At 71.1% G+C, this 25,231-nt stretch carries 18 protein-coding genes; 5 read left to right on the top strand and 13 right to left on the bottom strand.

From position 1 onward, the window contains the following. Window positions 1-39 precede the first annotated feature (39 nt). Window positions 40-1,773, bottom strand: a complete 1,734-nt coding sequence (locus QIS99_RS07990) for an urease subunit alpha (RefSeq protein ID WP_282511852.1) — start codon at window positions 1,771-1,773, stop codon at window positions 40-42. Continuing rightward, the gene (ureA, locus tag QIS99_RS07985; RefSeq protein ID WP_282511850.1) at window positions 1,770-2,465 is read right to left on the bottom strand and encodes an urease subunit gamma; all 696 of its coding nucleotides are present in this window, start codon (window positions 2,463-2,465) and stop codon (window positions 1,770-1,772) included. Before ureA ends, QIS99_RS07990 begins: the two co-directional genes overlap by 4 nt. Window positions 2,466-2,620: 155 nt before the next feature. Here ureA and QIS99_RS07980 point away from each other — a divergent pair, with 155 nt between their 5' ends. Beyond that, window positions 2,621-4,057, top strand: coding sequence for a cytosine permease (locus QIS99_RS07980; protein WP_282511990.1), 1,437 nt, complete (start codon window positions 2,621-2,623; stop codon window positions 4,055-4,057). A gap of 202 nt (window positions 4,058-4,259) precedes the next feature. On the opposite strand, the gene QIS99_RS07975 is transcribed toward QIS99_RS07980, so the two are convergent. Both QIS99_RS07975 and QIS99_RS07970 read right to left on the bottom strand, forming a co-directional pair. Beyond that, complete coding sequence (locus QIS99_RS07975; RefSeq protein ID WP_282511848.1) at window positions 4,260-5,348, bottom strand: branched-chain amino acid aminotransferase; 1,089 nt, start codon at window positions 5,346-5,348, stop codon at window positions 4,260-4,262. Window positions 5,349-5,613: 265 nt separating this feature from the next. Then, window positions 5,614-6,654: a 3-isopropylmalate dehydrogenase gene (locus QIS99_RS07970; protein ID WP_282511846.1), complete on the bottom strand. Its 1,041-nt coding sequence runs from the start codon at window positions 6,652-6,654 to the stop codon at window positions 5,614-5,616. A gap of 368 nt (window positions 6,655-7,022) precedes the next feature. Between QIS99_RS07970 and QIS99_RS07965 the strand changes: the two genes are divergently transcribed. After that, complete coding sequence (locus QIS99_RS07965; RefSeq protein WP_282511845.1) at window positions 7,023-8,639, top strand: purple acid phosphatase family protein; 1,617 nt, start codon at window positions 7,023-7,025, stop codon at window positions 8,637-8,639. Here the strand turns inward: QIS99_RS07965 and QIS99_RS07960 are convergent. Beyond that, a complete protein-coding gene (locus QIS99_RS07960; RefSeq protein ID WP_282511844.1) occupies window positions 8,633-8,767 on the bottom strand; it encodes a hypothetical protein in 135 nt (44 codons plus the stop codon). The genes QIS99_RS07965 and QIS99_RS07960 overlap by 7 nt on opposite strands. A 272-nt stretch (window positions 8,768-9,039) precedes the next feature. Between QIS99_RS07960 and QIS99_RS07955 the strand changes: the two genes are divergently transcribed. Further along, window positions 9,040-9,738, top strand: coding sequence for a nitroreductase family protein (locus QIS99_RS07955; RefSeq protein WP_282511843.1), 699 nt, complete (start codon window positions 9,040-9,042; stop codon window positions 9,736-9,738). Window positions 9,739-9,847: 109 nt separating this feature from the next. Here QIS99_RS07955 and pruA read toward each other — a convergent pair whose 3' ends face one another. Together pruA and QIS99_RS07945 are read right to left on the bottom strand one after the other, a co-directional pair. After that, window positions 9,848-11,479 carry an L-glutamate gamma-semialdehyde dehydrogenase gene (gene pruA, locus QIS99_RS07950; protein WP_282511842.1) on the bottom strand — a complete coding sequence of 544 codons (1,632 nt, stop codon included), beginning with the start codon at window positions 11,477-11,479 and terminating at the stop codon, window positions 9,848-9,850. Between the two features lie 142 nt (window positions 11,480-11,621). Continuing rightward, window positions 11,622-12,548 (bottom strand): proline dehydrogenase family protein, encoded by a 927-nt coding sequence (locus QIS99_RS07945; RefSeq protein ID WP_282511841.1) that lies wholly within the window; start codon window positions 12,546-12,548, stop codon window positions 11,622-11,624. 192 nt (window positions 12,549-12,740) lie between these two features. Between QIS99_RS07945 and QIS99_RS07940 the strand changes: the two genes are divergently transcribed. After that, entirely contained in the window at window positions 12,741-13,931 is a 1,191-nt protein-coding gene (locus tag QIS99_RS07940) for a PucR family transcriptional regulator (protein WP_282511988.1), read from the top strand. Between the two features lie 56 nt (window positions 13,932-13,987). On the opposite strand, the gene serA is transcribed toward QIS99_RS07940, so the two are convergent. The 6 genes from serA to QIS99_RS07910 all read right to left on the bottom strand — a co-directional run bounded on the left by serA (window position 13,988) and on the right by QIS99_RS07910 (window position 23,882). Continuing rightward, complete coding sequence (gene serA, locus QIS99_RS07935; RefSeq protein WP_282511840.1) at window positions 13,988-15,589, bottom strand: phosphoglycerate dehydrogenase; 1,602 nt, start codon at window positions 15,587-15,589, stop codon at window positions 13,988-13,990. Window positions 15,590-15,855: 266 nt separating this feature from the next. After that, window positions 15,856-16,854 carry a ketol-acid reductoisomerase gene (ilvC, locus tag QIS99_RS07930; RefSeq protein ID WP_282511839.1) on the bottom strand — a complete coding sequence of 333 codons (999 nt, stop codon included), beginning with the start codon at window positions 16,852-16,854 and terminating at the stop codon, window positions 15,856-15,858. A gap of 88 nt (window positions 16,855-16,942) precedes the next feature. Further along, a complete protein-coding gene (gene ilvN, locus QIS99_RS07925) occupies window positions 16,943-17,467 on the bottom strand; it encodes an acetolactate synthase small subunit (protein ID WP_282511838.1) in 525 nt (174 codons plus the stop codon). 29 nt (window positions 17,468-17,496) lie between these two features. Continuing rightward, window positions 17,497-19,389 (bottom strand): acetolactate synthase large subunit, encoded by a 1,893-nt coding sequence (locus QIS99_RS07920; RefSeq protein ID WP_282511837.1) that lies wholly within the window; start codon window positions 19,387-19,389, stop codon window positions 17,497-17,499. Window positions 19,390-19,611: 222 nt separating this feature from the next. After that, window positions 19,612-22,689 carry a putative bifunctional diguanylate cyclase/phosphodiesterase gene (locus QIS99_RS07915; protein ID WP_282511835.1) on the bottom strand — a complete coding sequence of 1,026 codons (3,078 nt, stop codon included), beginning with the start codon at window positions 22,687-22,689 and terminating at the stop codon, window positions 19,612-19,614. Window positions 22,690-22,907: 218 nt separating this feature from the next. Continuing rightward, window positions 22,908-23,882: a 2-hydroxyacid dehydrogenase gene (locus QIS99_RS07910; RefSeq protein WP_282511986.1), complete on the bottom strand. Its 975-nt coding sequence runs from the start codon at window positions 23,880-23,882 to the stop codon at window positions 22,908-22,910. Between the two features lie 222 nt (window positions 23,883-24,104). On the opposite strand from QIS99_RS07910, the gene QIS99_RS07905 reads away from it, so the two are divergent. After that, a complete protein-coding gene (locus QIS99_RS07905) occupies window positions 24,105-25,157 on the top strand; it encodes an aldo/keto reductase (protein WP_282511833.1) in 1,053 nt (350 codons plus the stop codon). The last annotated feature ends 74 nt before the right edge of the window (window positions 25,158-25,231 follow it).

The raw sequence follows: 25,231 nt of genomic DNA, 5'->3' as shown, positions 1-25,231 counted from the left end.
ATCCTTCGCGTACGACTAAGAGTTGAGGGTGTGTCGGAGTCACAGGAAGTACAGGCGGTTGAGCGACATCGACTCGATGGGCTCGGAGCGCAGCGCGTCGCCGTCGAGGGTGACGAGTCCGCTGCGGGCGTCCACGTTCACGGCGCCGATACGGGAGTTGAGCTTCAGGTCGGCGGGACCGATCCCGCGGGTGCCGCGCACCGCGACGCGACGGCGCCGGGTCGGCATCAGATCGTGCCCGCGGTCGATCGCGGCCTGCGCGACGAACGCCACGGAGATCTCCGCCGGCGCCCCCCCATGTGCCCCGAACTGCGGCCCCAGGACGAGGGGTTCGCAGGTGTCGGTGGCGGCGTTGGGGTCACCGGTGACGCCATAGGCCGGGAAGCCCGACTTGAGGACCAGCTGCGGCTTGGCCCCGAAGAACTGAGGCGACCACAGCACGAGGTCGGCCATCTTGCCGACCTCGATGGACCCGACCTCGTGCGCGAGCCCGTGCGCGATCGCCGGATTGAGGGTCAGCTTCGCCATGTAGCGCAGGACGCGCGCGTTGTCGTCGTGGACCCCGTCGCCCTCCATCGGGCCCAGCTCGGCCTTCATCTTCCCGGCCATCGCGAACGTACGACGGACCGTCTCCCCGGCCCGGCCCATGCCCTGCGCGTCCGACGAGGTGATCCCGATCGCACCCAGGTCGTGCAGCACGTCCTCGGCGCCCATCGTCCCGGCCCGGATACGGTCCCGCGCCATCGCGGCGTCACCGGGCAGGTCCGTCTTCAGGTCGTGGACGGAGACGATCATCCCGTAGTGCTCGGCGACCGCGTCCCGCCCGAAGGGCAGCGTCGGATTGGTGGACGAGCCGATGACGTTCGGCACTCCCGCCATCTTCAGCACATTCGGTACGTGACCGCCGCCGCAGCCCTCGATGTGGAAGGCGTGGATGGTCCGGCCGTCCAGGACGCTCAGGGTGTCCTCGACCGACAGGCACTCGTTCAACCCGTCACTGTGCAGCGCGACTTGGACGTCATGGTCCTCCGCCACCCGCAGTGCCGTGTCCAACGCCCGCGTGTGCGCGCCCATGTCCTCGTGCACCTTGAACCCGGACGCCCCACCCTCGGCCAGCGCCTCCACCAGCGGCACACCGTCCGAGGACGAACCCCGCGCGAGAAAGCCGATGTTGACCGGCCACGCGTCGAAAGCACCGAAGGCGTTCCGCAGCGCCCAGGGCGAGTTGACGCCCACACCCCAGACCGGGCCGAACTCCTGGCCGATGATCGTGGTGACACCCGACGCGAGGGACGCCTCCATCACGCGCGGCGACAACAGGTGCACATGCGTGTCCACGGCACCGGCGGTGGCGATCATCCCCTCACCGGAAACGATCGTGGTGCCGGTGCCGACGACGACGTCCACACCGTCGAGCGTGTCCGGGTTACCGGCCCGCCCGATCGCGGCGATCCGCCCTTCCCGGATACCGATGGACACCTTCCGGATGCCCTGCACCGCATCGATCACGAGGACGTTGCTGATCACCACATCGCAGGTCTCGCGTACGGCGGCGGCCTTCAGGTGGAGCCCGTCACGGGCCGTCTTGCCGAACCCGGCCAGGAACTCGTCGCCGTGCGCCTGCGAGTCCGACTCGACCCGGACGACGAGCCCGGAGTCACCGAGGACGACCCGGTCGCCGGCGCGCGGGCCGTGCACGGCGGCGTACTCGCGCGGGTCGATGTGCGGACCGCTCGGCATGCCGTGCGGGCTGTGCTTGGTGGGCCTGCTCATGCCCCGTCTCCCTTCGTGACCCCCAGATAGCCGCAGGCCGCGGCGCGGCGCAGCGCTTCTTCCTTCGCGCCGGGCGCGTCCAGCTCCCCGTCCACGAGCCCGGCGAACCCGATCGCGACCCGCGCACCCCCGATCGGCATCAGCCCCACCTCCGCCTCACCACCCGGATCGAAGCGGAACGACGCCCCGGCGGGAATCGCCAGCCGCATCCCGTACGCCGCCGACCGGTCGAAATCCAGCCGCGGATTCGCCTCGAAGAAGTGGAAGTGCGACGTCACACTGACCGGCACGGGCGCGGTGTTGCGTACGCGGAGACGTACGGCCGGTTCCGGCTCCGTGTGCGGCGGTCCGGGCAGGACCGCGCCCGGGGCGGCGTCGCCGAGGGAGCCGCCCTGCAGCGGGTCGGAGACGACGGCGAGGCGGGAGCCGTCGTCGAAGACGGCCTCCACATGCACCTCGGTCACCACGTCGGCGACGCCGGGCAGCACGTCGTCCGGGCCGAGCACGGCGCGGGCCCGCTCTATGGCCTCGGCGAGGCGCAGTCCGTCCCGGGCGGCCTCGCAGACGGTGTCGGCGATCAGGGCGGTCGCCTCGGGGACGTTCAGTCTGAGACCGCGGGCGCGGCGGGCGCGGGCCAGCTCGGCGGCGTTGAACAGCAGCAGCCGGTCCCGTTCGGTCGGCGTGAGTCGCACGGCACTCCCTCACTTCCAGTTAGTACAGCACTCTAAACCCTGATCCGGGATCGGCAAAGGATTGGCTCGCAGTCTTGACGTACTTCACGGTAAGCAGCCTAGATGGTTTAGAGCGCCACTCAAACTTACGCCACCGACAGGGGACGCCGATGCCGATGCCGATAGAACAGCGCGGAGTAGACACCATCCCGGAAGCGGAGCGCACCAGCGGCCCGCGCGATCTGATCTCGATCCTGCTCGGCTCCAACCTCTGCCTGGGCGTGATCGTCTTCGGCTGGCTGCCGCCGTCCTTCGGGCTCGGCCTGTGGCCGTCGGTCACGGCGATCCTCGCGGGCACCGCCGTCGGCGTCCTGGTCACCGCGCCGCTCGCGCTGATCTCGCTGCGCACCGCGACCAACCTCTCCACGTCCAGCGGCGCCGCCTTCGGCGTCCGGGGCCGCCTCATCGGCTCCGTCGTGGGCCTGCTGCTTTCCCTCGGCTACACCGCGCTGACGCTGTGGATCGGCGGCGACGTCATGATCGGCACGCTGGCGCGGCTGACGGGCCTGCCGGACGGCGGCCTGGTGCACGGGCTCGTCTACGCGCTGCTCGCGGGCGCCACCGTCGTCGGCGCGGTCTTCGGCTACCAGCTGCTGCTCCGCCTCAGCAAGGCGCTCGCCGTCGGCATGACGGTCCTGCTCGCCCTCGGCGTGATCGCGTACGCGGGCGACTTCACCACCGCCGCCCCGCCCGACACCCCGTACCTGCTCGGCTCGTTCTGGCCGACCTGGCTGTTCGCCGCAGTCGCGGCGGGCCTCAGCGGTCCGGTCGCGTTCATCACCCTGCTCGGGGACTACTCCCGCTACATCTCCCCCACCCGGCACTCCTCGCGGACCGTCCTGCGCGCGACGGGTGTGGGCCTGACGGTGGGCCTGCTGCTCCCGCAGCTCTTCGGTACGTTCACGGCGCTCGCCGCGCGCGCCGGCCTGGACTACGCGGGCCCGCTGGTCGATGCGGCGCCCGGCTGGTACCTGCTCCCGCTGCTGCTCGCCGCCACCGCGGGCTCGGTCGGCAACGCGGGTCTGATGCTGTACTCGATGGGCCTCGACCTGGACGCGATCGTCCCGCGCGCCAGCCGTACGCAGGCCACGGTGATCGTCGCCGTCGTCGCCACCGCGTTCGTGTTCCTCGGGCACTTCGCGTGGGACGCGCAGTCGGCGATGACGTCGTTCGTGCTGCTCCTGACGGCGATCGGCACGCCCTGGGCGGTGATCACCCTGATCGGCCACCGGCGGCTGCGCGGCGCGTACGACGCGGAGGCCCTCCAGGTCTTCAACAACCGCTCCCGCGGCGGGATCTACTGGTACCGCTCCGGCTGGGAACCCCGCGCCACGGTGGCGTGGACAGCGGGCGCGCTGACCGGCCTGGCCGCGGTCTCGACACCGCTGTACGAGGGCCCGCTGCTTGCGCTGACCGGGGGCGTGGACTGCAGCTTCGTACTGTCGGGGGTGGTGGGGGGTGCGGTGTACGCGCTGCTGCCGCCGCGCCGCACCGCGAACGCACCATCGCCGGACGAGCTCGTACTGGTGAGCCCGTCCGGCGATCGCACTTGAACGCGGGCTTGGGGTCGCGACCGCCGAATCCAGCCCGTCCGGCGATTGAGGACGAGGCCGGAGGCCGATGATCCAGCCCGTCCGGCGATTGAGGAGGAGGCCGGAGGCCGATGATCCAGCCCGTCCGGCGATTGAGGACGAGGCCGGAGGCGATCGACGATCAGCTGGTCGACGCCCACCGGCAAGCCCCGGCAAGACCACCTCAGCCCAGCACGTGCATCCAGCCGTGCTTGTCCTCGGCCTTGCCCCGCTGGATGTCGAGCAGCGCGTCCCGCAGCCGCATCGTGGCGGGGCCCGGCTCGCCGTTGCCCTGGGTCCACTCGGCGCCGTCCGTCTTGACGGTGCCGACCGGGGTGATCACCGCGGCCGTACCGCAGGCGAAGACCTCGGTGAGCGTGCCGTTCGCGGTGTCCTCGCGCCACTGGTCGATGGAGACGCGCTCCTCCACGGACTCGTACCCGAGGTCACGGGCGACCTCAAGGAGCGAGTCGCGCGTGATGCCCTCCAGGATCGAGCCGGTGAGGGCCGGGGTGACGATGCGGTCCCCGTACACGAAGTACAGGTTCATGCCGCCGAGTTCCTCGACCCACTTGTGCTCCACGGCGTCCAGGTAGCAGACCTGGTCGCAGCCCTGCGCGGCGGCCTCGGCCTGGGCGAGGAGCGAAGCGGCGTAGTTGCCGCCGGTCTTGGCGTCGCCCATGCCGCCGGGCACGGCACGCACGCGGTCCTGCGAGGCCCAGATGGAGACGGGCTTGACCCCGCCGGGGAAGTACGCGCCCGCGGGGGACGCGATGACCACGAACAGGTACTCGCTCGCGGGCTTCACGCCGAGCCCGACCTCCGTGGCGATCATGAACGGCCGCAGGTACAGCGACTCCTCGCCGCCGTGCGCCGGCACCCACGCCTTGTCGTGCTGGACCAGCACGTCACAGGCCTCGACGAAGGTCTCGACCGGCAGCTCCGGCATGGCCAGGCGGCGGGCCGAGGCCTGGAAGCGGCGGGCGTTGGCGTCGGGCCGGAAGGTGGCGACGGAGCCGTCGGGGCGGCGGTAGGCCTTCAGGCCCTCGAAGATCTCCTGGGCGTAGTGCAGGACGTTGGTCGCCGGGTCGAGGGAGAGCGGTCCGTACGGCACCAGCTGGCCGTCGTGCCAGCCGCGCCCTTCCGTCCACTTGACGGTGACCATGTGGTCGGTGAAGTGGCGGCCGAACCCGGGGCCGGCCAGGATCGCGTCGCGCTCCTGGTCGGAGAGCGGGCTTGAGGAGGGCTTGAGCTCGATCGTGGGCGTCGTCATGAGTGCTTGTCCTTCACCGTTTTTTGTGTGTGTCGGACCGCGCTCACGTCGCCCCGAGGCGACTGTCTCGTACTCGCATACCCGAAATTCGCGGCCCCACGTCCGATTATCGCCCGGCCGGGGCTGTGACTGAAAACGGTGCAGGGCTGAAAACGGTGTGGTTGCGGTCCAGATGTCGATGGTGGCACCCGGCGGCGCATACGAGAAGCCGCCGGGTGCGTGTGCGACCCGGCGGCTTGGTTACCCCTGAGGTGGAGCTGCCGGGTCAGCCGGCTACTCGCCCGGCGAGCGCGTCGCCGATCTCGTCCGTCGTACGCGGGGTCTCGCCGCGCTCGCCCAGGTCGGCGGAGACGGCGTCCTCGATGCGCGCGGCCTCGGCGTCGTACCCGAGGTGGCGGAGCAGCAGGGCGACGGAGAGGACCGTGGCCGTGGGGTCGGCCTTGCCCTGACCGGCGATGTCCGGGGCCGAGCCGTGCACGGGCTCGAACATGGACGGGAACTCGCGGCTCGGGTTGATGTTCCCGGAGGCCGCGACGCCGATGCCGCCGGAGACGGCCGCGGCGAGGTCGGTGATGATGTCGCCGAAGAGGTTGTCAGTGACGATCACGTCGAAGCGGGCCGGGTCGGTGACGAGGTAGATCGTCGCGGCGTCGACGTGGATGTAGTCGGTGGTGACCTCGGGGAACTCCTCGGCCACGCGGTTGAAGACGTCCGTCCACAGGTGTCCGGCGTACGCGAGGACGTTGTTCTTGTGGACCAGGGTCAGCTTCTTGCGCGGGCGGGCCTGCGCGCGGGCGAAGGCGTCCCGGACGACGCGCTCGACACCGAAGGCCGTGTTCACGGAGACCTCGGTGGCGACCTCGTGCGGGGTGCCCTTGCGGATGGTGCCGCCGTTGCCGGTGTACGGGCCCTCGGTGCCTTCGCGTACGACGACGAAGTCGATCTCGGGCTGGCCCGCGAGCGGCGTGGCGACGCCGGGCAGCAGCCTGCTCGGGCGCAGGTTGACGTGGTGGTCGAAGAGGAAGCGGAGCTTCAGCAGGAAGCCGCGCTCCAGGACGCCGGACGGGACGCTCGGGTCGCCGATGGCGCCGAGGAGGATCGCCTCGTGCTGCTTCAGGGCGTCCACGTCGGCGTCGGTGAGGGTCTCACCGGTGGCGTGGTACCGCTTGGCGCCGAAGTCGAACTCCTTCGTCTCCAGCTTCACATCCTGCGGGAGCACGGCACGGAGAACCTTGAGCCCCTGGGCCACGACCTCGGGGCCGATGCCGTCGCCGGGGATGACTGCGAGATTGATGCTGCGAGACATGGTTTTGAGGGTACGCGGTTGTCTTACCCGGTGACATTCCGTGTCCGTTATTTGGACGCACCCCCAGGGGGCTCCGCCCCCGGCCCCCCGCTCCTCAAACGCCGGAGGGGCTTTTCTGCCGTCGTTCGGCGGCCCCACCGTCGTGGTCGGTCGCGCAGTTCCCCGCGCCCCTAAAAACCAGCCCCTCCGGCGCTTGAGGAGCGGGGGTCCGGGGGCTGACCCCCGAAGCGCCGCAGCCACGCGGCGCCAGCCGCATTATCGACACAGCCGGGAAGGGGCGGGGCGGGGAGGAAGAACCACCGAACCGCCACCCCACGTTCACCCCTGAGCCTGGCCCCCGCCGGAAGTTACTGGCAAGTTCGTCCGTCATGGACACACCGAACGTGGGCATACCCGAACAGCTGGCGCAGCGCCTGAGCATGCCGGAGCAGCATGAGTACCTGCGGGCCAAGCACGCCCGCCCCAGGGTCTCCCGGCGCGGAGCGCTCATCGGCGGGCTCGCGACGGCAGGCGCGGCGGGCGGCGCGGGGGTGCTGATCGGGTCCGGGACCGCCGCCGCAGCCGCCGCCCCCGCGCTCGCCACGAGCAGCGCCACCGCGCAGGTGGACGGCTCGCTGGTCGCCCCCTTCGGCCGCCACCTCGCCTTCGGTGCGGACCCGGCGACGCAGATGCGGATCTCCTGGCAGGTCCCGTTCGCGGTGCAGCGGCCGTACGTCCGGATCGGCACCGCCCCCTGGGAGCTGAGCCGCAAGATCGAGGCGGAGGTGCGTCCGCTGCACACCCCGGCCCTGTCGAAGAAGCTGCCGGAGGTGGACCAGTACTACCTGCACGCCGCGTTCGACAACCTGAAGCCCGGCACCACGTACTACTACGGCGTCGGCCACGACGGCTTCGACCCGGCGGCGCCGGAACGCCTCGGCACGATCGGCACCTTCCGCACCGCGCCCGCGAAGCCGGAGAAGTTCGTGTTCACTGCCTTCGGCGACCAGGGCGTGAGCTACCACGCGCTCGCCAACGACCAGTTGATCCTCGGTCAGAACCCGTCGTTCCACCTGCACGCGGGCGACATCTGCTACGCGGACTCCAGCGGCATGGGCAAGGAGTCGGACACGTACGACGCGCGCGTGTGGGACACGTTCCTCGCGCAGACCGAGTCGGTGGCGAAGTCGGTGCCGTGGATGGTGACGACCGGCAACCACGACATGGAGGCCTGGTACTCACCGAACGGCTACGGCGGCCAGTCGGCCCGCTGGTCGCTCCCGGAGAACGGATTCGACCCTTCGGGCGCGCCGGGCGTGTACTCGTTCCGGTACGGCAGCGTCGGCGTCGTCGCCCTGGACGCCAATGACGTCTCGTACGAGATTCCCGCCAACAAGGGCTACACGGACGGGAAGCAGACCGCCTGGCTGGACAAGCGGCTCGGGGAGCTGCGGGCGGACGCGGACGTCGACTTCATCGTGGTCTTCTTCCACCACTGCATGTACTCGACGTCCACGCACGCCTCGGACGGCGGGGTGCGCGACGCCTGGCTTGAGCTGTTCACCAAGCACCAGGTGGACCTGGTGATCAACGGCCACAACCATGTCTACGAGCGCACGGACGCCATCAAGAACGGCGAGGTCGGCAAGGCCGTGCCGGTCGGCGAGAGCACGGACCCGACGCGCGACGGCATCGTGTACGTCACGGCCGGCGGCGCGGGCAAGGAGCTGTACGGCTTCGGTCCGGGCGTGGAGGACAGCTACGAGGGCCACGTGAGCGACCGGGAGTCGATCCTCACGTTCCACTGGACCAAGCTGCGGCTGCCCGACCCGGACACGGTGGAGTGGTCACGGGTGCGGTACACCGGCTACTCGTTCCTCGCGGTGGAGGTGGAGACCGGCACGACCGGTACCCGCCCGCGGATGAAGGTCTCCGCGCTCGCCGAGAGCGGCGAGCGCATCGACCACTTCGATGTCGTACGAGGCCGGGGCGGCGCCGCTCAGTGACCCGTCTCGCCGCCGTTGTCCCTCCGGTCGAGGGCGCGCTGGAGGGCGGCGGCGGCGTTCTTGCGCTCGGTCTCACCGATGCGCGGGGCGCGACGGACTCGGCGGGGGGCGACGGTCGTCTCGGTCATGAGGAATCGACTCCTTGAGGACGCAGCGGAGTGCGGAGAGGGGTTAACGAGACGCCGGTCGAGGCGGGGAGCGGGGGCGGCAGGGGTTGCCTGCGGGGTGCCCGGCTCACGACCGCCAATCGCTGGATCGAGCGAGACGTTCGGCTCCTACAAAGCTAAGCGAGCATCGAGCCGCTGTCTCTACAATTACTCGGACTTCCTACTATCTGAGACGGCGATCACGACCGGGAGTCCTCTGTCCACGGCCCCGGGGCGGGCGGCAGACTCGCCGTATGACCGAGACTGCGCACTGGACCCCGGCCCACGGAGAGCCCTACCGGCCCGTCCCCTACCGCCCCGACCGGATGCCGCACGACGAGTCCCTGGCCCGCGCCGCCGAGCTGCGGGAGCGGATGCAAGGGCGGCGCACCGTACGGCAGTTCGCGCCCGACCCGGTGCCCGAGCAGGCCGTACGGGACGCGATCGCGTGCGCGGCGACCGCGCCGTCCGGGGCGCATCAGCAGCCGTGGACGTTCGTGCTCGTACGCGACCCGGACGTGCGGCGGCGGATCAGGGCGGCCGCCGAGCACGAGGAGCAGGTCAGCTACGACGGGCGGCTCGGCGAGGAGTGGCTGGCGGCGCTGCGGCCGCTCGGCACGGACGAGGTGAAGCCCCATCTGACGGACGCCCCGGCCCTGATCGTCGTCTTCCAGCAGCGCTACTGGCTCGGCGCGGACGGCACCCGGCACAAGCACTACTACGTCGACGAGTCGGTGGGCATCGCCGTCGGCATGCTGCTCTCGGCCCTGCATCTGTCGGGGCTCGCGGCGCTGGTGCACACGCCGAGCCCGATGCGGTTCCTCGGCCAGGTCCTCGACCGGCCGGAGAACGAGAAGGCGTTCGCGGTGATCCCGGTCGGCTACCCGGCACCGGACTGCCACGTCCCGGACCTGGTACGGAAGTCGCTCGACCAGGTGCTGGTGGAAGTCTGACCCGCACGTACACCGCCCCCCCCCCGCACATACACCGCCCCCGCACGTACACCGCCCCCGTCCGGTGCGGTCACCGTACGGGGGCGGGTGTTCAGGCGGGCAGTGAAGCTCAGCCCATGTGCGGGTAGGAGTAGTCGGTCGGCGAGACCAGGGACTCCTTGATGGCGCGGGTCAGCGTCCAGCGCATCAGGTTCTGCGGGGCGCCGGCCTTGTCGTTGGTGCCGGAGGCACGGCCGCCGCCGAAGGGCTGCTGGCCGACGACGGCACCCGTCGACTTGTCGTTGATGTAGAAGTTGCCTGCCGCGAAGCGGAGCTTCTCCATCGCGTCGGCCGCGGCCGCACGGTCGGAGGAGATGATCGAGCCGGTCAGCGCGTACGCGGACACCGACTCCATCTGCGCCAGCATCTCCTCGTACTTGTCGTCCTCGTAGACGTGGACGGCGAGGATCGGGCCGAAGTACTCGGTCGTGAAGACCTCGTTCTCCGGGTCGGTGCACTCGATGACGGTCGGGCGGACGAAGTAGCCCTCCGAGTCGTCGTACGTGCCGCCCGCGACGATCGTGCAGGACGCGTCGGCCTCGGCGCGGTCGATCGCGGCCTTGTTCTTCGCGAAGGAGCGGTCGTCGATGACGGCGCCGATGAAGTTCGTCAGGTCGGTGACGTCACCCATCTTGATGCCGTCGACCTCGGCCGCGAACTGCTCCTTGAAGCCGTTGTTCCAGATCGAGGCGGGGACGTACGCACGCGACGAGGCCGAGCACTTCTGGCCCTGGAACTCGAAGGAACCGCGGGTCAGGGCCGTCTTCAGGACCGCCGGGTCGGCCGAGGGGTGGGCGACGACGAAGTCCTTGCCGCCGGTCTCGCCGACGATGCGCGGGTACGAGCGGTACTTCTCGATGTTGTTGCCGACCGTCTTCCACAGGTGCTGGAAGGTCTTGGTCGAACCGGTGAAGTGGATGCCCGCGAGCTCCGGGTGCTCCAGGGCGACCTCCGAGACCGCCAGGCCGTCACCCGTGACCAGGTTGATGACGCCCTTCGGCAGACCGGCCTCCTCCAGGAGCTGCATGAGCAGCACGGCGGCGTGGGTCTGCGTCGGGGACGGCTTCCACACGACCACGTTGCCCATGAGGGCGGGCGCGGTCGGCAGGTTGCCCGCGATGGCCGTGAAGTTGAACGGCGTGATCGCGTACACGAAGCCTTCGAGCGGGCGGTGGTCCAGACGGTTCCACACGCCCGGCGCGTTGGCCGGGGGCTGCTCGGCGAGGATCTGGCGGGCGTACGAGACGTTGAAGCGCCAGAAGTCGATGAGCTCGCAGGGGGTGTCGATCTCGGCCTGCTGGGCGGTCTTCGACTGGCCGAGCATGGTCGACGCGGCGAGCGTCTCGCGCCACGGGCCGGAAAGGAGCTCGGCGGCGCGCAGGATGATCGCGGCGCGGTCGTCGAAGGACATCGCGCGCCAGGCCGGGGCGGCGGCGAGCGCGGCGTCGATGGCGTCCTGCGCGTCCTGCGTGGTGGCGTTGCGGGCAGTGCCGATGACCTTCTGGTGGTTGTGCGGCTGTACGACCCGGAAGGTCTCGCCGCCGCCCATGCGGCGCTCGCCGCCGATGAAGCACGGCAGGTCGATCGGGTTCTCGGCCAGCTCCTTGAGCTTGGCCTCCAGGCGGATGCGCTCGGCGGAGCCGGGGGCGTAGCCGTGCACCGGCTCATTGACGGGGGTGGGGACCTGGGTCACGGCGTCCATTGCGTCCGTCCTCCTTGGTGAGGTCTGTGATGAGGGGTGAGGGGCTCGGCCCCGGGGCCAAGTTCTTGTGGCTCGACGGTCAGTTCTTGGTGAGCGACGGTCAGTTCTCGGTGAGCGACAGTCAGTTCTCGGTGAGCGACAGTCAGTTCTTGGTGAGTGTCGAGCGGGCGAAGAAGAGCAGGTTGGCCGGCTTCTCCGCGAGGCGCCGCATGAAGTAGCCGTACCAGTCGGTGCCGTACGCGGTGTAGACCCGCATGCGGTGTCCCTCGGCGGCCAGCCGGACGTGCTCCTCGCTGCGGATGCCGTACAGCATCTGGAACTCGTACTCGTCCAGTTTGCGGCCGGCACGGCGGGCGAGTTCCTGGCTGATGGCGATGAGCCGCGGGTCGTGGGACCCGATCATCGGGTATCCGGCGCCCTCCATGAGGATGCGCGTGATGCGGACGTACGCCTTGTCGATCTCGCCCTTGTCCTGGTACGCGACCTCGGCGGGCTCCTTGTAGGCGCCCTTCACGATCCGGACGCGGCTGCCGTTCTCGGCGAGGCGGCGGGCGTCGTCCTCGGTGCGGAACAGGTACGCCTGGATGACGCAGCCGGTCTGCGGGAAGTCCTTCCGCAGCTCGTCGTGGATGGCGAACATCGAGTCGAGGGTGGTGTGGTCCTCGGCGTCCAGGGTGACGGTGGTGCCGATGGCGGCGGCGGCCTCGACGACCGGGCGGACGTTGGCGAGGGCCAGCTCGTGGCCGCCGTCAAGCGCCTGGCCGAACATCGACAGCTTCACGGACATCTCGGCCTTGGTGCCGAGGCCGAGGTCCTTGAGGTGCGCGATCAGGTCGAGGTACGCGTCCCGGGCGGCGGCGGCCTGCTCGGGCGTCGTGATGTCCTCGCCGACGACGTCCAGGGTCACTTCGAGGCCCTTGGCGACGGCCTCCTGCACGACCGGCACGACCTGGTCGACGGTCTCGCCGGGGATGAACCGCTCGACGACCTGCTTGGTGCCCGGCGCGGCCGACACGAAGCGGCGCATCTTGTCGCTGCGCGACGCGGCGAGAATCACGGGAGCCAGCACGGGGCACCTCCAGAACGGATGTGAAGGGAGCAGCGCCCGAACGGTCGGGGACCGTAAGGGAGCGGCAGGGGGAACCACCGTGAAACCTAAGGTTCGCTCCGATCCTGAACCATCGACAGGTGTCACGCATCCGTGCCCTGCATCTCAGACATCTGTATGGGACAGGCTTCCGGGTGCCGCACAATGGCCCTCGTGAAGGGCGACTACCAGGACCTGGTCGATGAGATCTCCGCGCTGCTCGGCGCGCCCGCGACCTTGGAGAACCGGGATTTCGAGCTGATCGCGTTCGGCGCGCAGGACAGCGACGGCGCGGCCGAACTGGACCTCGATCCGGTGCGTACGCGCTCGATCCTGACGCGGAAGTCCACGGCGGCGGTGCGGTCCTGGTTCGAAGGCTTCGGCATCACCCGCGCGGACGGCCCGGTGCGCATCCCGGCGGCCCCGGACGCGGGCGTGCTTCGCGCCCGGATCTGTCTGCCGGTACGCCATCGGGGCGTGGTGCACGGGTACGTGTGGCTGCTCGACTCCGAGCCGGGCCCCTCCGCCGCCCAGTTGGACGCGGCCCTCCAGGTGACGGAGCGGATCGGGGTGCTGCTCGCGGCGGAGGCCTCGGCGGGCGACGACGTGGCCCGCGAGCTGCGCGCCCTGCTCACCGCCGCGTCGGCCGCGCAGCGCGAGGCGGCGACGACGGCGCTGCGGGACGCGCTCGGCGCGGCGGCGGACGAGCTGCACGCCCTGGTGTGCGTCGCGCCGTGGCCGGCGTCGGCGACACCAGGTGCGCGGCGGGTGGCGGGCACGGTGTCGGTGAGCGCGGTCCCGGGACCGCCCGGCGGCCCTGCGGCGGCGCAGACCCTTGCCGCGCTGGTGCGGCTGCGCTCGCCGGAGGTGCTGGGTCCCGCTCGTACGGCGGCCATGCGCCTGGTCGACGCGGTGGGCGGCGCGGGCACGGCGGGGATCGCGGTTCCGCGGCGCGGCCTGGCCGAGCTGGCGGCGGCCTGGCGGGAGGCCGGGGCGGCGGCGCGGGCGGCGGCGGCGCGGCGCGCTGCGGCGGCGAGCGGGGGGCCCGGCGGTACGGCGGTCGGGGCCGAACGGGTCGCGGAGTGGGCCGGGTTGGGCCCGTACCGGCTGCTCACCGCGCTGCCTGCGGAGGCGGCGCACGATCCGGTGGTGGAGCAGCTGCTCACCCGGCCCGAACTCGCCCGCACCGCAGAGGTGTTCCTCGATCAGGCGGGTCAGGCGGGCCGCACGGCGACGGCCCTCGGCATCCACCGCCAGACGCTGTACTACCGGCTGTCGCGGGTGGAACAGCTCACGGGGCTGGACCTGGACGCGGGCGAGGACCGGTTGCTGCTGCACATGGCGTTGAAGGCGGCGCGGCTGTAGGCCTCGAAAAAGCGGGCCCGGGTGCACACCGCACCCCGGACCCGCCAACTCCCAAACTAATCCGCCAGGTTGACCGACCGAGCCGACGTCGCGCCGATCTCCGCCGCCAGCTCCGTGAGGACCTGCGCCGGGACCGTGTCGTCCACCGTGAGGACCGCCAGCGCCTCGCCCCCGGCCGCCGCGCGCGACACCTGCATGCCCGCGATGTTCAGGCCGCCCTCGCCGAGGACCCGGCCGACCGTGCCGACGACGCCGGGGCGGTCCGCGTACCGCAGCACCACCATGTGGTCGGCGAGCGCCAGGTCGATGTCGTGCTCGCCGATCGCGACGATCTTCTGCAGGTGCTTCGGGCCGGCGAGCGTGCCGGAGACCGCGATCTCCTCGCCGCCGGTGAGCGTGCCGCGGACCGTGACGACGTTGCGGTGGTCGGGCGACTCGGACGTGGTCGTCAGGCGCACCTCGACGCCGCGCTCCTGCGCGAACAGCGGGGCGTTCACATACGACACCGTCTCGTCGACGACGTCCTCGAACACGCCCTTGAGCGCGGAGAGTTCGAGCACCTTCACATCGTGCTGGGTGATCTCGCCGCACACCTCGACGTCCAGGCGGGCGGCGACCTCACCGGCGAGCGAGGTGAAGATCCGGCCGAGCTTCTCGGCGAGCGGCAGACCCGGGCGTACGTCCTCGGCGATGACACCGCCCTGGACGTTCACCGCGTCCGGCACCAGCTCACCGGCGAGCGCGAGGCGCACCGACTTGGCGACGGCGATGCCCGCCTTCTCCTGCGCCTCGTCCGTGGACGCGCCGAGGTGCGGGGTGCAGACGACCTGGTCGAACTCGAAGAGCGGGGAGTCCGTGCAGGGCTCCTTGGCGTACACGTCGAGGCCGGCGCCGGCGACGCGGCCCTCCTTCAGCGCCGAGAACAGCGCCTCCTCGTCGACGATCCCGCCGCGCGCGGCATTCACGATGCGGACGCTGGGCTTGACCTTGTGCAGCGCCTCGTCGCCGATGAGACCGAGAGTCTCGGGCGTCTTCGGCAGGTGCACGGTGATGAAGTCGGAGACTTCGAGGAGCTCGTCGAGCGAGAGCAGCTTGACGCCCATCTGCGCGGCCCGCGCGGGCTGGACGTACGGGTCGTACGCGACGACCTTCATGCCGAACGCCGACATGCGCTGGGCGACCAGGACGCCGATGCGGCCGAGGCCGACGACGCCGAGGGTCTTCTCGGCCAGCTCGACACCCGTGTACTTGGAGCGCTTCCACTCGCCGTTCTTCAGCGCGGTGTTGGCCTGCGGGATGTTCCGCGCGGTGGCGACGAGGAGGCCGCAGGCGAGCTCGGCGGCGGTGACGATGTTGGACGTCGGGGCGTTGACGACCATCACGCCGGCCTTGGTGGCGGCGGAGACGTCGACGTTGTCCAGACCGACACCGGCGCGCGCGACGACCTTGAGCCTGCTCGCGGCGGCGATGGCCTCGGCGTCCACCTTGGTGGCGGAGCGGACCAGGATCGCGTCGACATCGGCGAGCGCGGGGAGCAGCTCGGCGCGGTCGGCGCCGTTGCAGTGCCGGATCTCGAAGTCCGGACCCAGCGCGTCCACGGTCGCGGGCGACAGCTCTTCGGCGATGAGTACGACGGGTTTGGCAGGGTTCGAGCTCACGTGTGTCCTCACAAGTCCAGTGCGGACGGCCGTCCCGACGGCCGCAGGCGGTGGAGGGGGAAGCGGCGCCGGGCAGGGGCACCCGCCCGGTGTCGCGGAGCCGCGTGGAAGACGCACGACGCTGTGGGCCTGACGCGTATGTAGTACGGCAGTGTAGTGCCGTAGCGGAGGTGGTCTTGCGCCTCTGCGGAAGGGATCACCCGTCCGTGTACGACGGGTTGGACAACAGGGCCGGAGCCTGCGGCTCCGGCCCTGTCGGCTGAGGCTTACGCCTCCTCGTTCACCCAGCTCATGAGCTTGCGCAGCTCCTTGCCGGTGGTCTCCAGCAGGTGCTCGGAGTCCGCGGTCTTGTACTCGTTGTACTTCTTCAGACCGCCGTGGTACTCGTCCATCCAGTTCTTGGCGAAGGTGCCGTCCTGGATCTCCGCGAGGACCTTCTTCATCTCGGCCTTGGTGGCGTCGGTGATGATGCGCGGGCCGGTGACGTAGTCGCCCCACTCGGCCGTCTCGGAGATGGACCAGCGCATCTTCTCCAGGCCGCCCTCGTACATGAGGTCCACGATGAGCTTCAGCTCGTGCAGGCACTCGAAGTACGCGATCTCCGGCTGGTAGCCGGCCTCGGTCAGGGTCTCGAAACCGGCCTTGACCAGCGCGGCCGTACCGCCGCAGAGCACGGCCTGCTCGCCGAACAGGTCGGTCTCGGTCTCCTCGGTGAAGGTCGTCTTGATGACGCCGGCGCGGGTGCCGCCGATGCCCTTCGCGTACGAGAGGGCAAGCGCGAAGCCGTTGCCGGTCGCGTCCTGCTCGACGGCGGCGATGCACGGAACGCCGCGGCCCTCCTCGTACTGGCGGCGGACCAGGTGGCCCGGGCCCTTCGGGGCGACCATGCAGACGTCGACGCCGGCCGGGGGCTTGATGAAGCCGTACCGGATGTTGAGGCCGTGGCCGAAGAACAGCGCGTCGCCGTCCTTCAGGTTGGGGGCGATGTGCTCCTCGTAGACCTGGGCCTGGATGGGGTCCGGGACGAGGATCATGATGACGTCGGCCTCGGCGGCGGCCTCCGACGGGGTGACCACGCGCAGGCCCTGCTCCTCGGCCTTGGCCTTGGACTTGGAGCCCTCGTGCAGGCCGACGCGGACGTCGACGCCCGAGTCGCGCAGGGACAGCGCGTGGGCGTGGCCCTGGCTGCCGTAACCGATGACCGCGACCTTGCGGCCCTGGATGATGGACAGGTCGGCGTCGGCGTCGTAGAACAGCTCGGCCACTGGAGATCTCCTATGTGTGCTGGTTGTGCGTCCCACCGTACGGCGGGCTTGTAAGGGAAGTCTGACGGTCTCGGTATGCGGGCGCCGCTCAGGCGGAGCGGTCGAGGGCGCGCAGCGAGCGGTCCGTGATGGAGCGCGAGCCGCGGCCGATGGCGATCGTGCCGGACTGGACGAGCTCCTTGATGCCGAAGGGCTCCAGCATCTTGAGCATCGCCTCCAGCTTGTCGCTGGACCCGGTGGCCTCGATGGTGACGGCCTCGGGCGAGACGTCCACGGTCTTGGCGCGGAACAGCTGGACGATCTCGATGATCTGCGAGCGGGTCTCGTTGTCGGCGCGGACCTTGGCGAGGACGAGTTCGCGCTGGACGGCCTGGCCGGGCTCCAGCTCGACGATCTTCAGGACGTTGACGAGCTTGTTCAGCTGCTTGGTGACCTGTTCGAGGGGCAGGTCCTCGACGTTCACCACGATGGTGATGCGGGAGATGTCGGGGTGCTCGGTGACACCGACGGCGAGCGAGTCGATGTTGAAGCCGCGGCGCGAGAACAGGGCGGCGATCCGGGCGAGGATGCCGGGGGTGTTCTCGACGAGAACGGAGAGCGTGTGCTTGGACATGGTGTCTGTTCCTTCGTCTCTCTCGGTTCTCAGTCGTCTGCCATGTCGCCGAAGTCGGGGCGGACGCCCCGGGCGGCCATGACCTCGTCGTTGGAGGTGCCGGCGGCGACCATCGGCCAGACCTGGGCGTCCTCGTGGACGATGAAGTCGACGACGACGGGGCGGTCGTTGATGGCGTTGGCCTCGGCGATGACCTTGTCGAGGTCGGCAGGGTCCTCGCAGCGCAGCGCGACACAGCCCATGGCCTCGGACAGCTTCACGAAGTCCGGGACGCGGGTGCCCTTGCGGGCGGCCTTGCTGGCGCCGACCTGGGAGCCGGTGTTCTCGTGGCCGGTGTCGTCGGCGTGCAGGACGGTGTTGGAGTAGCGGCCGTCGTAGAACAGGTTCTGCCACTGGCGGACCATGCCCAGGGCGCCGTTGTTGATGACGGCGACCTTGATCGGGATGTTGTTCAGGGCGCAGGTGGTCAGTTCCTGGTTGGTCATCTGGAAGCAGCCGTCGCCGTCGATCGCCCAGACCGGGGCCTCGGGCTTGCCGGCCTTGGCGCCCATGGCGGCGGGGACCGCGTAGCCCATGGTTCCGGCGCCGCCGGAGTTGAGCCAGGTCGCGGGCTTCTCGTAGTCGATGAAGTGCGCGGCCCACATCTGGTGCTGGCCGACGCCGGCCGCGAACACCGTGCCCTCCGGGGCGAGTTGGCCGATCCGCTGGATGACCTGCTGCGGGGCGAGGCTGCCGTCCTCGGGCAGGTCGTAGCTGAGCGGGTAGGTCTCGCGCCACTTGCTGAGCAGGTCCCACCAGGCGGCGTACCCGTTCTTGGCGGCCTCGCCGGCGTTTCCGTCGGCGGTCTCGGCCTGCACGGCCTGGACCAGGTCGGCGATGACCTCGCGGGCGTCGCCGACGATCGGCACGTCGGCGGCGCGGTTCTTGCCGATCTCCGCGGGGTCGATGTCGGCGTGCACGATCTTCGCGTACGGGGCGAAGGAGTCGAGCTTGCCGGTGACGCGGTCGTCGAAGCGGGCTCCGAGGGCGACGATCAGGTCGGCCTTCTGCAGCGCGGTGACGGCGGTGACCGCACCGTGCATGCCCGGCATTCCCACGTGCAGCTCGTGACTGTCGGGGAACGCGCCGAGCGCCATCAGTGTGGTGGTGACGGGCGCCCGGGTGAGTTCTGCGAGGACCTTCAGCTCGGCGGTGGCGTGCGCCTTGAGCACACCGCCGCCGACGTAGAGGACGGGCCGCTTGGCCTGGGTGATCAGCTTGGCCGCCTCGCGGATCTGCTTGGCGTGCGGCTTGGTCACCGGCCGGTAGCCCGGCAGGTCGGTCTGCGGCGGCCAGCTGAACGTGGTCTTCACCTGCAGCGCGTCCTTGGCGATGTCCACCAGGACCGGGCCCGGACGGCCGGTGGAGGCGATGTGGAAGGCCTCCGCGATCGTCTTCGGGATGTCCTCGGCCCTGGTGACCAGGAAGTTGTGCTTGGTGATCGGCATGGTGATGCCGACGATGTCCGCCTCCTGGAAGGCGTCCGTGCCGATGGCCTTGGAGGCGACCTGGCCGGTGATCGCGACGAGCGGGACGGAGTCCATGTGCGCGTCGGCGATCGGGGTGACGAGGTTGGTGGCGCCGGGGCCCGAGGTCGCCATGCAGACGCCGACCTTCCCGGTGGCCTGCGCGTACCCGGTGGCCGCGTGACCCGCGCCCTGCTCGTGGCGGACCAGGATGTGCCGGACCTTGGCGGAGTCCATCAGCGGGTCGTACGCCGGCATGATCGCGCCGCCCGGGATGCCGAATACCGTCTCGGCCCCGACTTCCTCAAGAGAACGAATGAGGGACTGCGCACCCGTCAGCTGCTCGGCGGGGGCGGTCTGCTGTCCAGAGGGTCGGGGCCGCGGCTGCGGATGGGACCCGGTGGCCTGCTCGGTCATCGGCTTCTCTTCTCGGAGCTAAGAGGGTGTTTTGTGAGGGTTTGTGAGGTGCCAGTGCAACAAAAAACCCCTCGTGCCAGAGGCAAGCGAGGGGAGCGCGTCGGTGCCGTTCGCGCTGAGATCTCTGCGGGGTCCGCAGTCTCAGCTTCAGCCGACGCGCTTTCCAAGTACGAGAATTCGGGTGCGCATGGCACTGACCTTCCCCCTGACCCCCGGGGACTGTCAAGTGGGTGGGACAGCGGTCTCATTATGTGAGCGCAGCCGGGTGTCTCTGGTACCGCCCCTGGCGCCGCCGATCACGGCGCCGCCCACGAAGACCGGCTCGGTCTGCGGCACGGGGTAGACGCCGCCTGCGAGCGCCCGGCGCAGCCGCGGTTCCTCGACCGGGCCGGAGAAGGCCATGCCCTGCCCGTGCGTACAGCCCATCTCCCGCAGGGCGACGACCTGCTCGGGGAGGTCCACGCCGTCGGCCACCGACTGCAGGCCGAGGTCGCCCGCGATGCGGAGCAGGCCGCTGGTGATCTTGTGGAGCCTGGCCGATTCCACCACCCCCTCGATCAGGGAGCGGTCCAGTTTCAGTACGTCCACGGGGAGGCGGCGCAGCGCGTTGATCGCGGCGTGGCCGGTGCCCAGGCCGTCCAGGGCGATGCGGACGCCGAGGCGGCGCAGCGCGGCCAGGCGCCGCTCCAGCTCGTCGAGGGGCGTGCGGGGGTCGCTGTCGGCCAGCTCGATGACGAGGGCGCCGGAGGGCAGCCCGTAACGCGTCAGGAGCGCCTCGATGGAGCCGAGGGGCAGGGAGCGGTCGAGGAGGCCCTTGCCGCTCATCCGGACGGTCACGGGGACGGCGTGCCCGGCGCGGCCGCGCTCGGCGGCCTGCTCGACGGCCTCCTCCAGGAGCCAGCGGCCCAGCTCGGCCGCGCGGTCGTGGTCGTCGGCGACGCGCAGGAACTCGGCGGGGGTGAACAGGAGGCCCTGGGCGGAGCGCCATCGGGCCTGCGCGGCGACGGCGGTGACGCCTCCGGCGTCGAGGGACACCACCGGCTGGTGCAGGAGCACGAACTCGCCCTCGTGCAGCGCGCTGCGCAGGCGCGTGGCGAGCTCCGCCCTGCGGACCACCTCGGCCTGCATCTGCGGTGCGTACAGGACGACGCGGCCCTTGCCCGCGGCCTTGGCGCGGTACATCGCGAGGTCGGCGTTGCGCAGCAACTCGCCCGCGGTGACGCCGGGTTCGGCGAAGGAGACGCCGATGGAGGCGGCCACGCGCACGTCCCGGCCGTCGATGGTGTACGGCTCGGAGAGTCTGAGCCGGAGGCGGTCGGCGAGCTCGTGGATGTGCCGTTCGCGGGCGGCGCGGTCGCGGGTGCCGTCGCCGACGATGAGCGCCGCGAACTCGTCGCCGCCGAGGCGGGCCGCGGTGTCCCCGGAGCGCACGGATTCGGCCAGTCTGCGGGCGGCCTGGACGAGGAGTTCGTCGCCCGCCTGGTGGCCGATGGTGTCGTTGACGCCCTTGAAGCCGTCGAGGTCGATGAAGAGCACGGCGGTGCCGCGGTCCCCGATGCGTCTGCCGCCGAGGGCGCCCGCGACGCGCTTGGTGAACAGGGCGCGGTTGGGCAGGTCGGTGAGCGGGTCGTGCTCGGCGTTGTGCTGCAACTGGGCCTGCAGGCGCACCCGTTCGGTCACGTCACGGCTGTTGAAGATGAGGCCGCCGTGGTGGCGGTTGACGGTCGACTCCACGTTCAGCCAGGTGCCGCTGCCGGAGCGGAAGCGGCACTCGATGCGCGTGGTCGGCTCGTCCTGCGGTCGTACGGCGAGGAAGCGGCGGATCTCGTGGACGACGCGGCCGAGGTCGGCGGGGTGGATCAGGGACGCGAGCTCGGAGCCGACCAGTTCGTCCGCGTCCCGCCCCCAGACTCCGGCGGCGGCCGGGCTGACGTACCGCAGGATGCCGTTCGGGGCGGCGATCATGATGACGTCGCTGGAGCCCTGCACCAGGGAGCGGAAGTGGTTCTCCTTCTGGGCGAGTTCCTGGGTGAGCGTGATGTTGTCGAGCAGCATGATCGCCTGGCGCACGACCAGGGCGAGCACGACCGTGCAGGCCGTGAAGAGCACGACGCGGTCGACGCTGCGGCCGTCCAGGGTGTTGTAGAGGATGCCGACGGTGCAGACGGCGGCGGCCAGATACGGGGTGAGCGCGGCGAGCGAGCCCGCGATCGGCCGCGGTCCGCGCCCGGCGGTGCGGCGAAGCCCGGTCGCGTCCGCCGCGCCTCCGGCCCCGGCGTGGGCCCCCGCGTGGGCTCCGGCGGGCTCCGCCTCGGCCGGCTCGCGGGCGGCGACCCAGGGGGCGTACGCGAGCAGCAGGGAGCCCGCGAACCAGCCGGCGTCGAGGATCTGGCCCGAGCGGTAGTTCTCCCGCAGCAGCGGGGACATGAACAGCGCGTCGCACATCACCGTCAGGGCTATCGCGGCGATCGCGGTGTTGACCGCCGAGCGGTTGGACGCGGAGCGCCGGAAGTGCAGCGCGAGGACCATGCTGACGAGCGCGATGTCGAGCAGCGGGTACGCGAGCGCCAGCGCGGTGTGCGCGACGCTGAGGTCGCCGAACTCCGCGGTGTGCGCGAGGGCCAGGCTCCACGCGAGGGTCAGGAGCGAGCCGCCGATCAGCCAGGCGTCGAGGCCGAGGCAGACCCAGCCGGCGCGCGTGACGGGCCGTTTGGCGAGCACGAGCAGCCCGACGATGGCGGGCGGCGCGAAGCACAGGAAGAACAGGTCGGCGAGGCTCGGGTTCGGCACGGGCCGGCCGAGCACCACCTCGTACCAGCCCCAGACGGCGTTGCCGAGGGCGGCCATCGCGGAGGAGAGGCCGAAGAGCAGCCACGCGGGCCTGAGCCGGCTGCGCTTGCCGCGCGCGTAGACGAAGCACGATATGGCGGCCACCGCGGCGGCGGCGCTGAGCCCGAAGTCCCCCATGATGTACGAGAGTTCGGCAGAGCCCCAGCCGAGGGCGGCGCCCGCCGCGTACGCCGCGCAGACGCCCGCGAACAGCAGCTGGTTCAACTGGCTGCGGCGCGGGTCGAGGAGGCGGGCCTGCCACGCTCCCGGCGCGGTCACCGGGCCACCCACCTCGGGCGGGGCCACCGGGCCTTCGCGTCCCCGGCCGACGCGGTCCTGCCGCGCAGCGTCCGGGCGTACGGAGTTCTGGTGCGGTGCGCTGCGCCGCGGTGCGCCCTGCGGTCGCACGCGGGCAGCGGAACGCGCGGCGGTCGCCGCCTGCGGCCCTGTCGCGTCGGAGTGTTCGTCCATCGGCCGTGCATCGCCGTCGCCCCCCTCGTCCCTCTGCTGTCTCCCCGGCGCCGAACTCGGTCCGACGCAGCCCCTGTCGGGACGATACACCAGTCTCGTCACTCAGGGACATAGTCTCTCTACGCTCCGTGACGGGTAGCGGAGATGCAAGCACGGGGCGCACGCGGGCGATGGCGGAGCGTGCGCAACATCCTTCAGGAATGGCCCAGTTGAGGCGTTTATTTCGTGGTGTGTACGACGTTGTCCACGGGGTCACCGTCGGCGAACCGGTTCAACTGCGCTGCGAGCAGCCGCTTGGCGCGCGGCAGGAAGGCCGAGCTGCTGCCGCCGACGTGCGGGCTCACCAGAAGGTTCGGAGCATGCCACAGGGGGTGCCCGGCGGGCAGCGGTTCCGGGTCGGTGACGTCGAGCGCCGCACCGATCCGGCCGCTCTCCAGTTCGGCCAGGAGGGCCTGGGTGTCGACGACCGGACCGCGCGCGACGTTCACCAGGAGAGCGCCGTCCCGCATCCCGGCCAGGAACTTCGCGTCCACGAGCCCCTTCGTCACCTCGGTGAGGGGCGTGCAGAGGATCACGACGTCGGCGTCCGGGAGCAGGGCGGGCAGTTCGGCGAACGGGTGCACGGGGCCGCGCTCCGTGGTGCGGGCGGAGCGCGCGACGCGCACGACCCGCGCGCACTCGAAGGGGGCGAGCCGGTCCTCGACGGCGGCGCCGATGGACCCGTAGCCCACGATGAGCACCGACTTGTCGGCCAGGGCCGGGTAGAAGCCGGAGCGCCACTCCTCCTTGCGCTGCCCCTCGACGAAGCCGGGGATGCCGCGCAGCGACGCCAGGATCAGGGCGAGGGCCAGCTCCGCGGTGGAGGCCTCGTGCACCCCGCGCGCGTTGCACAGCCGCACGCCGGGCCCCAGGTCCCCGACGGCGGGCAGGACGTGGTCCATGCCCGCGGTGAGGGTCTGCACGACCTGGACCGAGCTCATCGCGGGCAGCGGCCGGACGCAGACCTCCGCGGGCTTCATGTACGGCACGACGTAGAAGGCGCAGTCCGCGGGGTCGGCCGGGAAGGCGTCCTCGCCGTCCCAGACCCGGTACTCGAAGCCGTCCGGCAGCCCGGGAACCGCGTCGGGCGCGAAGGGGATCCATACGTCTCGTGCGGTGCGTGCCGTGTCTGCCGTCTGTCCGGCGTCTGCCATGCGTGCGGTGCGTGCGCTCATGCGAGGAGGCTAACTTCCGTCTTCTGACGGGCGGATGCCGTGTTCGGCATGCGGTACGCGCGCGTGGTGGGGGTTTTCGGGGCCGGTGGCACGCGCGCGTGGTGGGCGGTTCCGGGGTGGTCGGGGGCGGGCTGAGCGCGGTGCTCGGTGGCGCAGACGTTAGTTTGGGGCGCGGTTCGCAACGTGGGGAGGAACGGGCAGGTGGAGCGCAGGACGATCGGCGCGGGGGCGCTCGATGTGGGCGCGGTCGGCCTCGGCTGCATGCCGATGAGCTGGGCCTACACCGGCTCGCAGCAGCGCGGGGACGAGTCCCTGCGTACGGTGCACGCCGCCCTCGACGCCGGTGTGAGACTCCTCGACACGGCGGACATGTACGGGCCGTTCACCAACGAGCTGCTCGTCGGCCGGGTGCTGAAGGAGCGCCGCGCGGACGCGTTCGTGTCGACCAAGTGCGGGCTCCTCGTGGGCGAGCAGCACATCGTGGCCAACGGGCGGCCCGGCTATGTGAAGCGGGCCTGCGACGCCTCGCTGCGCCGCCTGCAGACCGACGTCATCGACCTCTACCAACTCCACCGCGCCGACCCCGAGGTGCCGGTCGAGGAGACCTGGGGCGCGATGGCGGAGCTCGTCGCGGCGGGCAAGGTGCGCACCCTCGGACTGTGCGCGGTGGGCGCGCGGGCGCAACGAAGCGCGCAGCGGAACACGGCCGCCGCCGGCCGCCGGAGGGGCTCGCGGGGGCGCGGGCCGGGGGCGGCGCTGTACGAAGGAACGATCCGGCAGTTGGAGCGGGTCCAGCAGGTCTTCCCGGTGAGCGCGGTCCAGGCCGAGCTGTCGGTGTGGTCGCCGGAGGCGCTGGAGACGCTGCTGCCGTGGTGCGCGGCGCGCGGGGTCGGGCTGCTCGCGGCGATGCCGCTGGGCAACGGCTTCCTGACCGGCACGCTGACGCCGGGGCAGGGCTTCGAACCGGACGATCTGCGGGCCCGGCACCCCCGGTTCACGGCCGAGACGATGGCGTCGAACCAGTCGATCGTGGTGGGCCTGCGCCGCATCGCCGAGCGCCACGGCCCGGAGGTCACCCCGGCCCAGGTGGCACTGTCCTGGCTGCTCACGCGCGGTCCGCAGGTGGTGCCGGTGCCGGGCACGAAGCACGCGCGGTGGGCGACGGAGAACGCGGCGGCGGCCGAGCTGCGCCTGACGGTCCGCGACCTGACCGAACTGGCGGCACTGCCGGTGGCGGCGGACTCGTGGGAGTAGGGGCGCCGGAGTCGTGGGAGCAGGGGCGCCGGGGGGCGCGCGATGGCGTGCGAGGGGGCGTGCGGTGGCGTGCA

Source organism: Streptomyces solicavernae (assembly GCF_029968095.1).
In the GTDB taxonomy this organism is placed as follows: domain Bacteria; phylum Actinomycetota; class Actinomycetes; order Streptomycetales; family Streptomycetaceae; genus Streptomyces; species Streptomyces solicavernae.
This window is presented reverse-complemented; position numbering and strand designations above follow the sequence as displayed.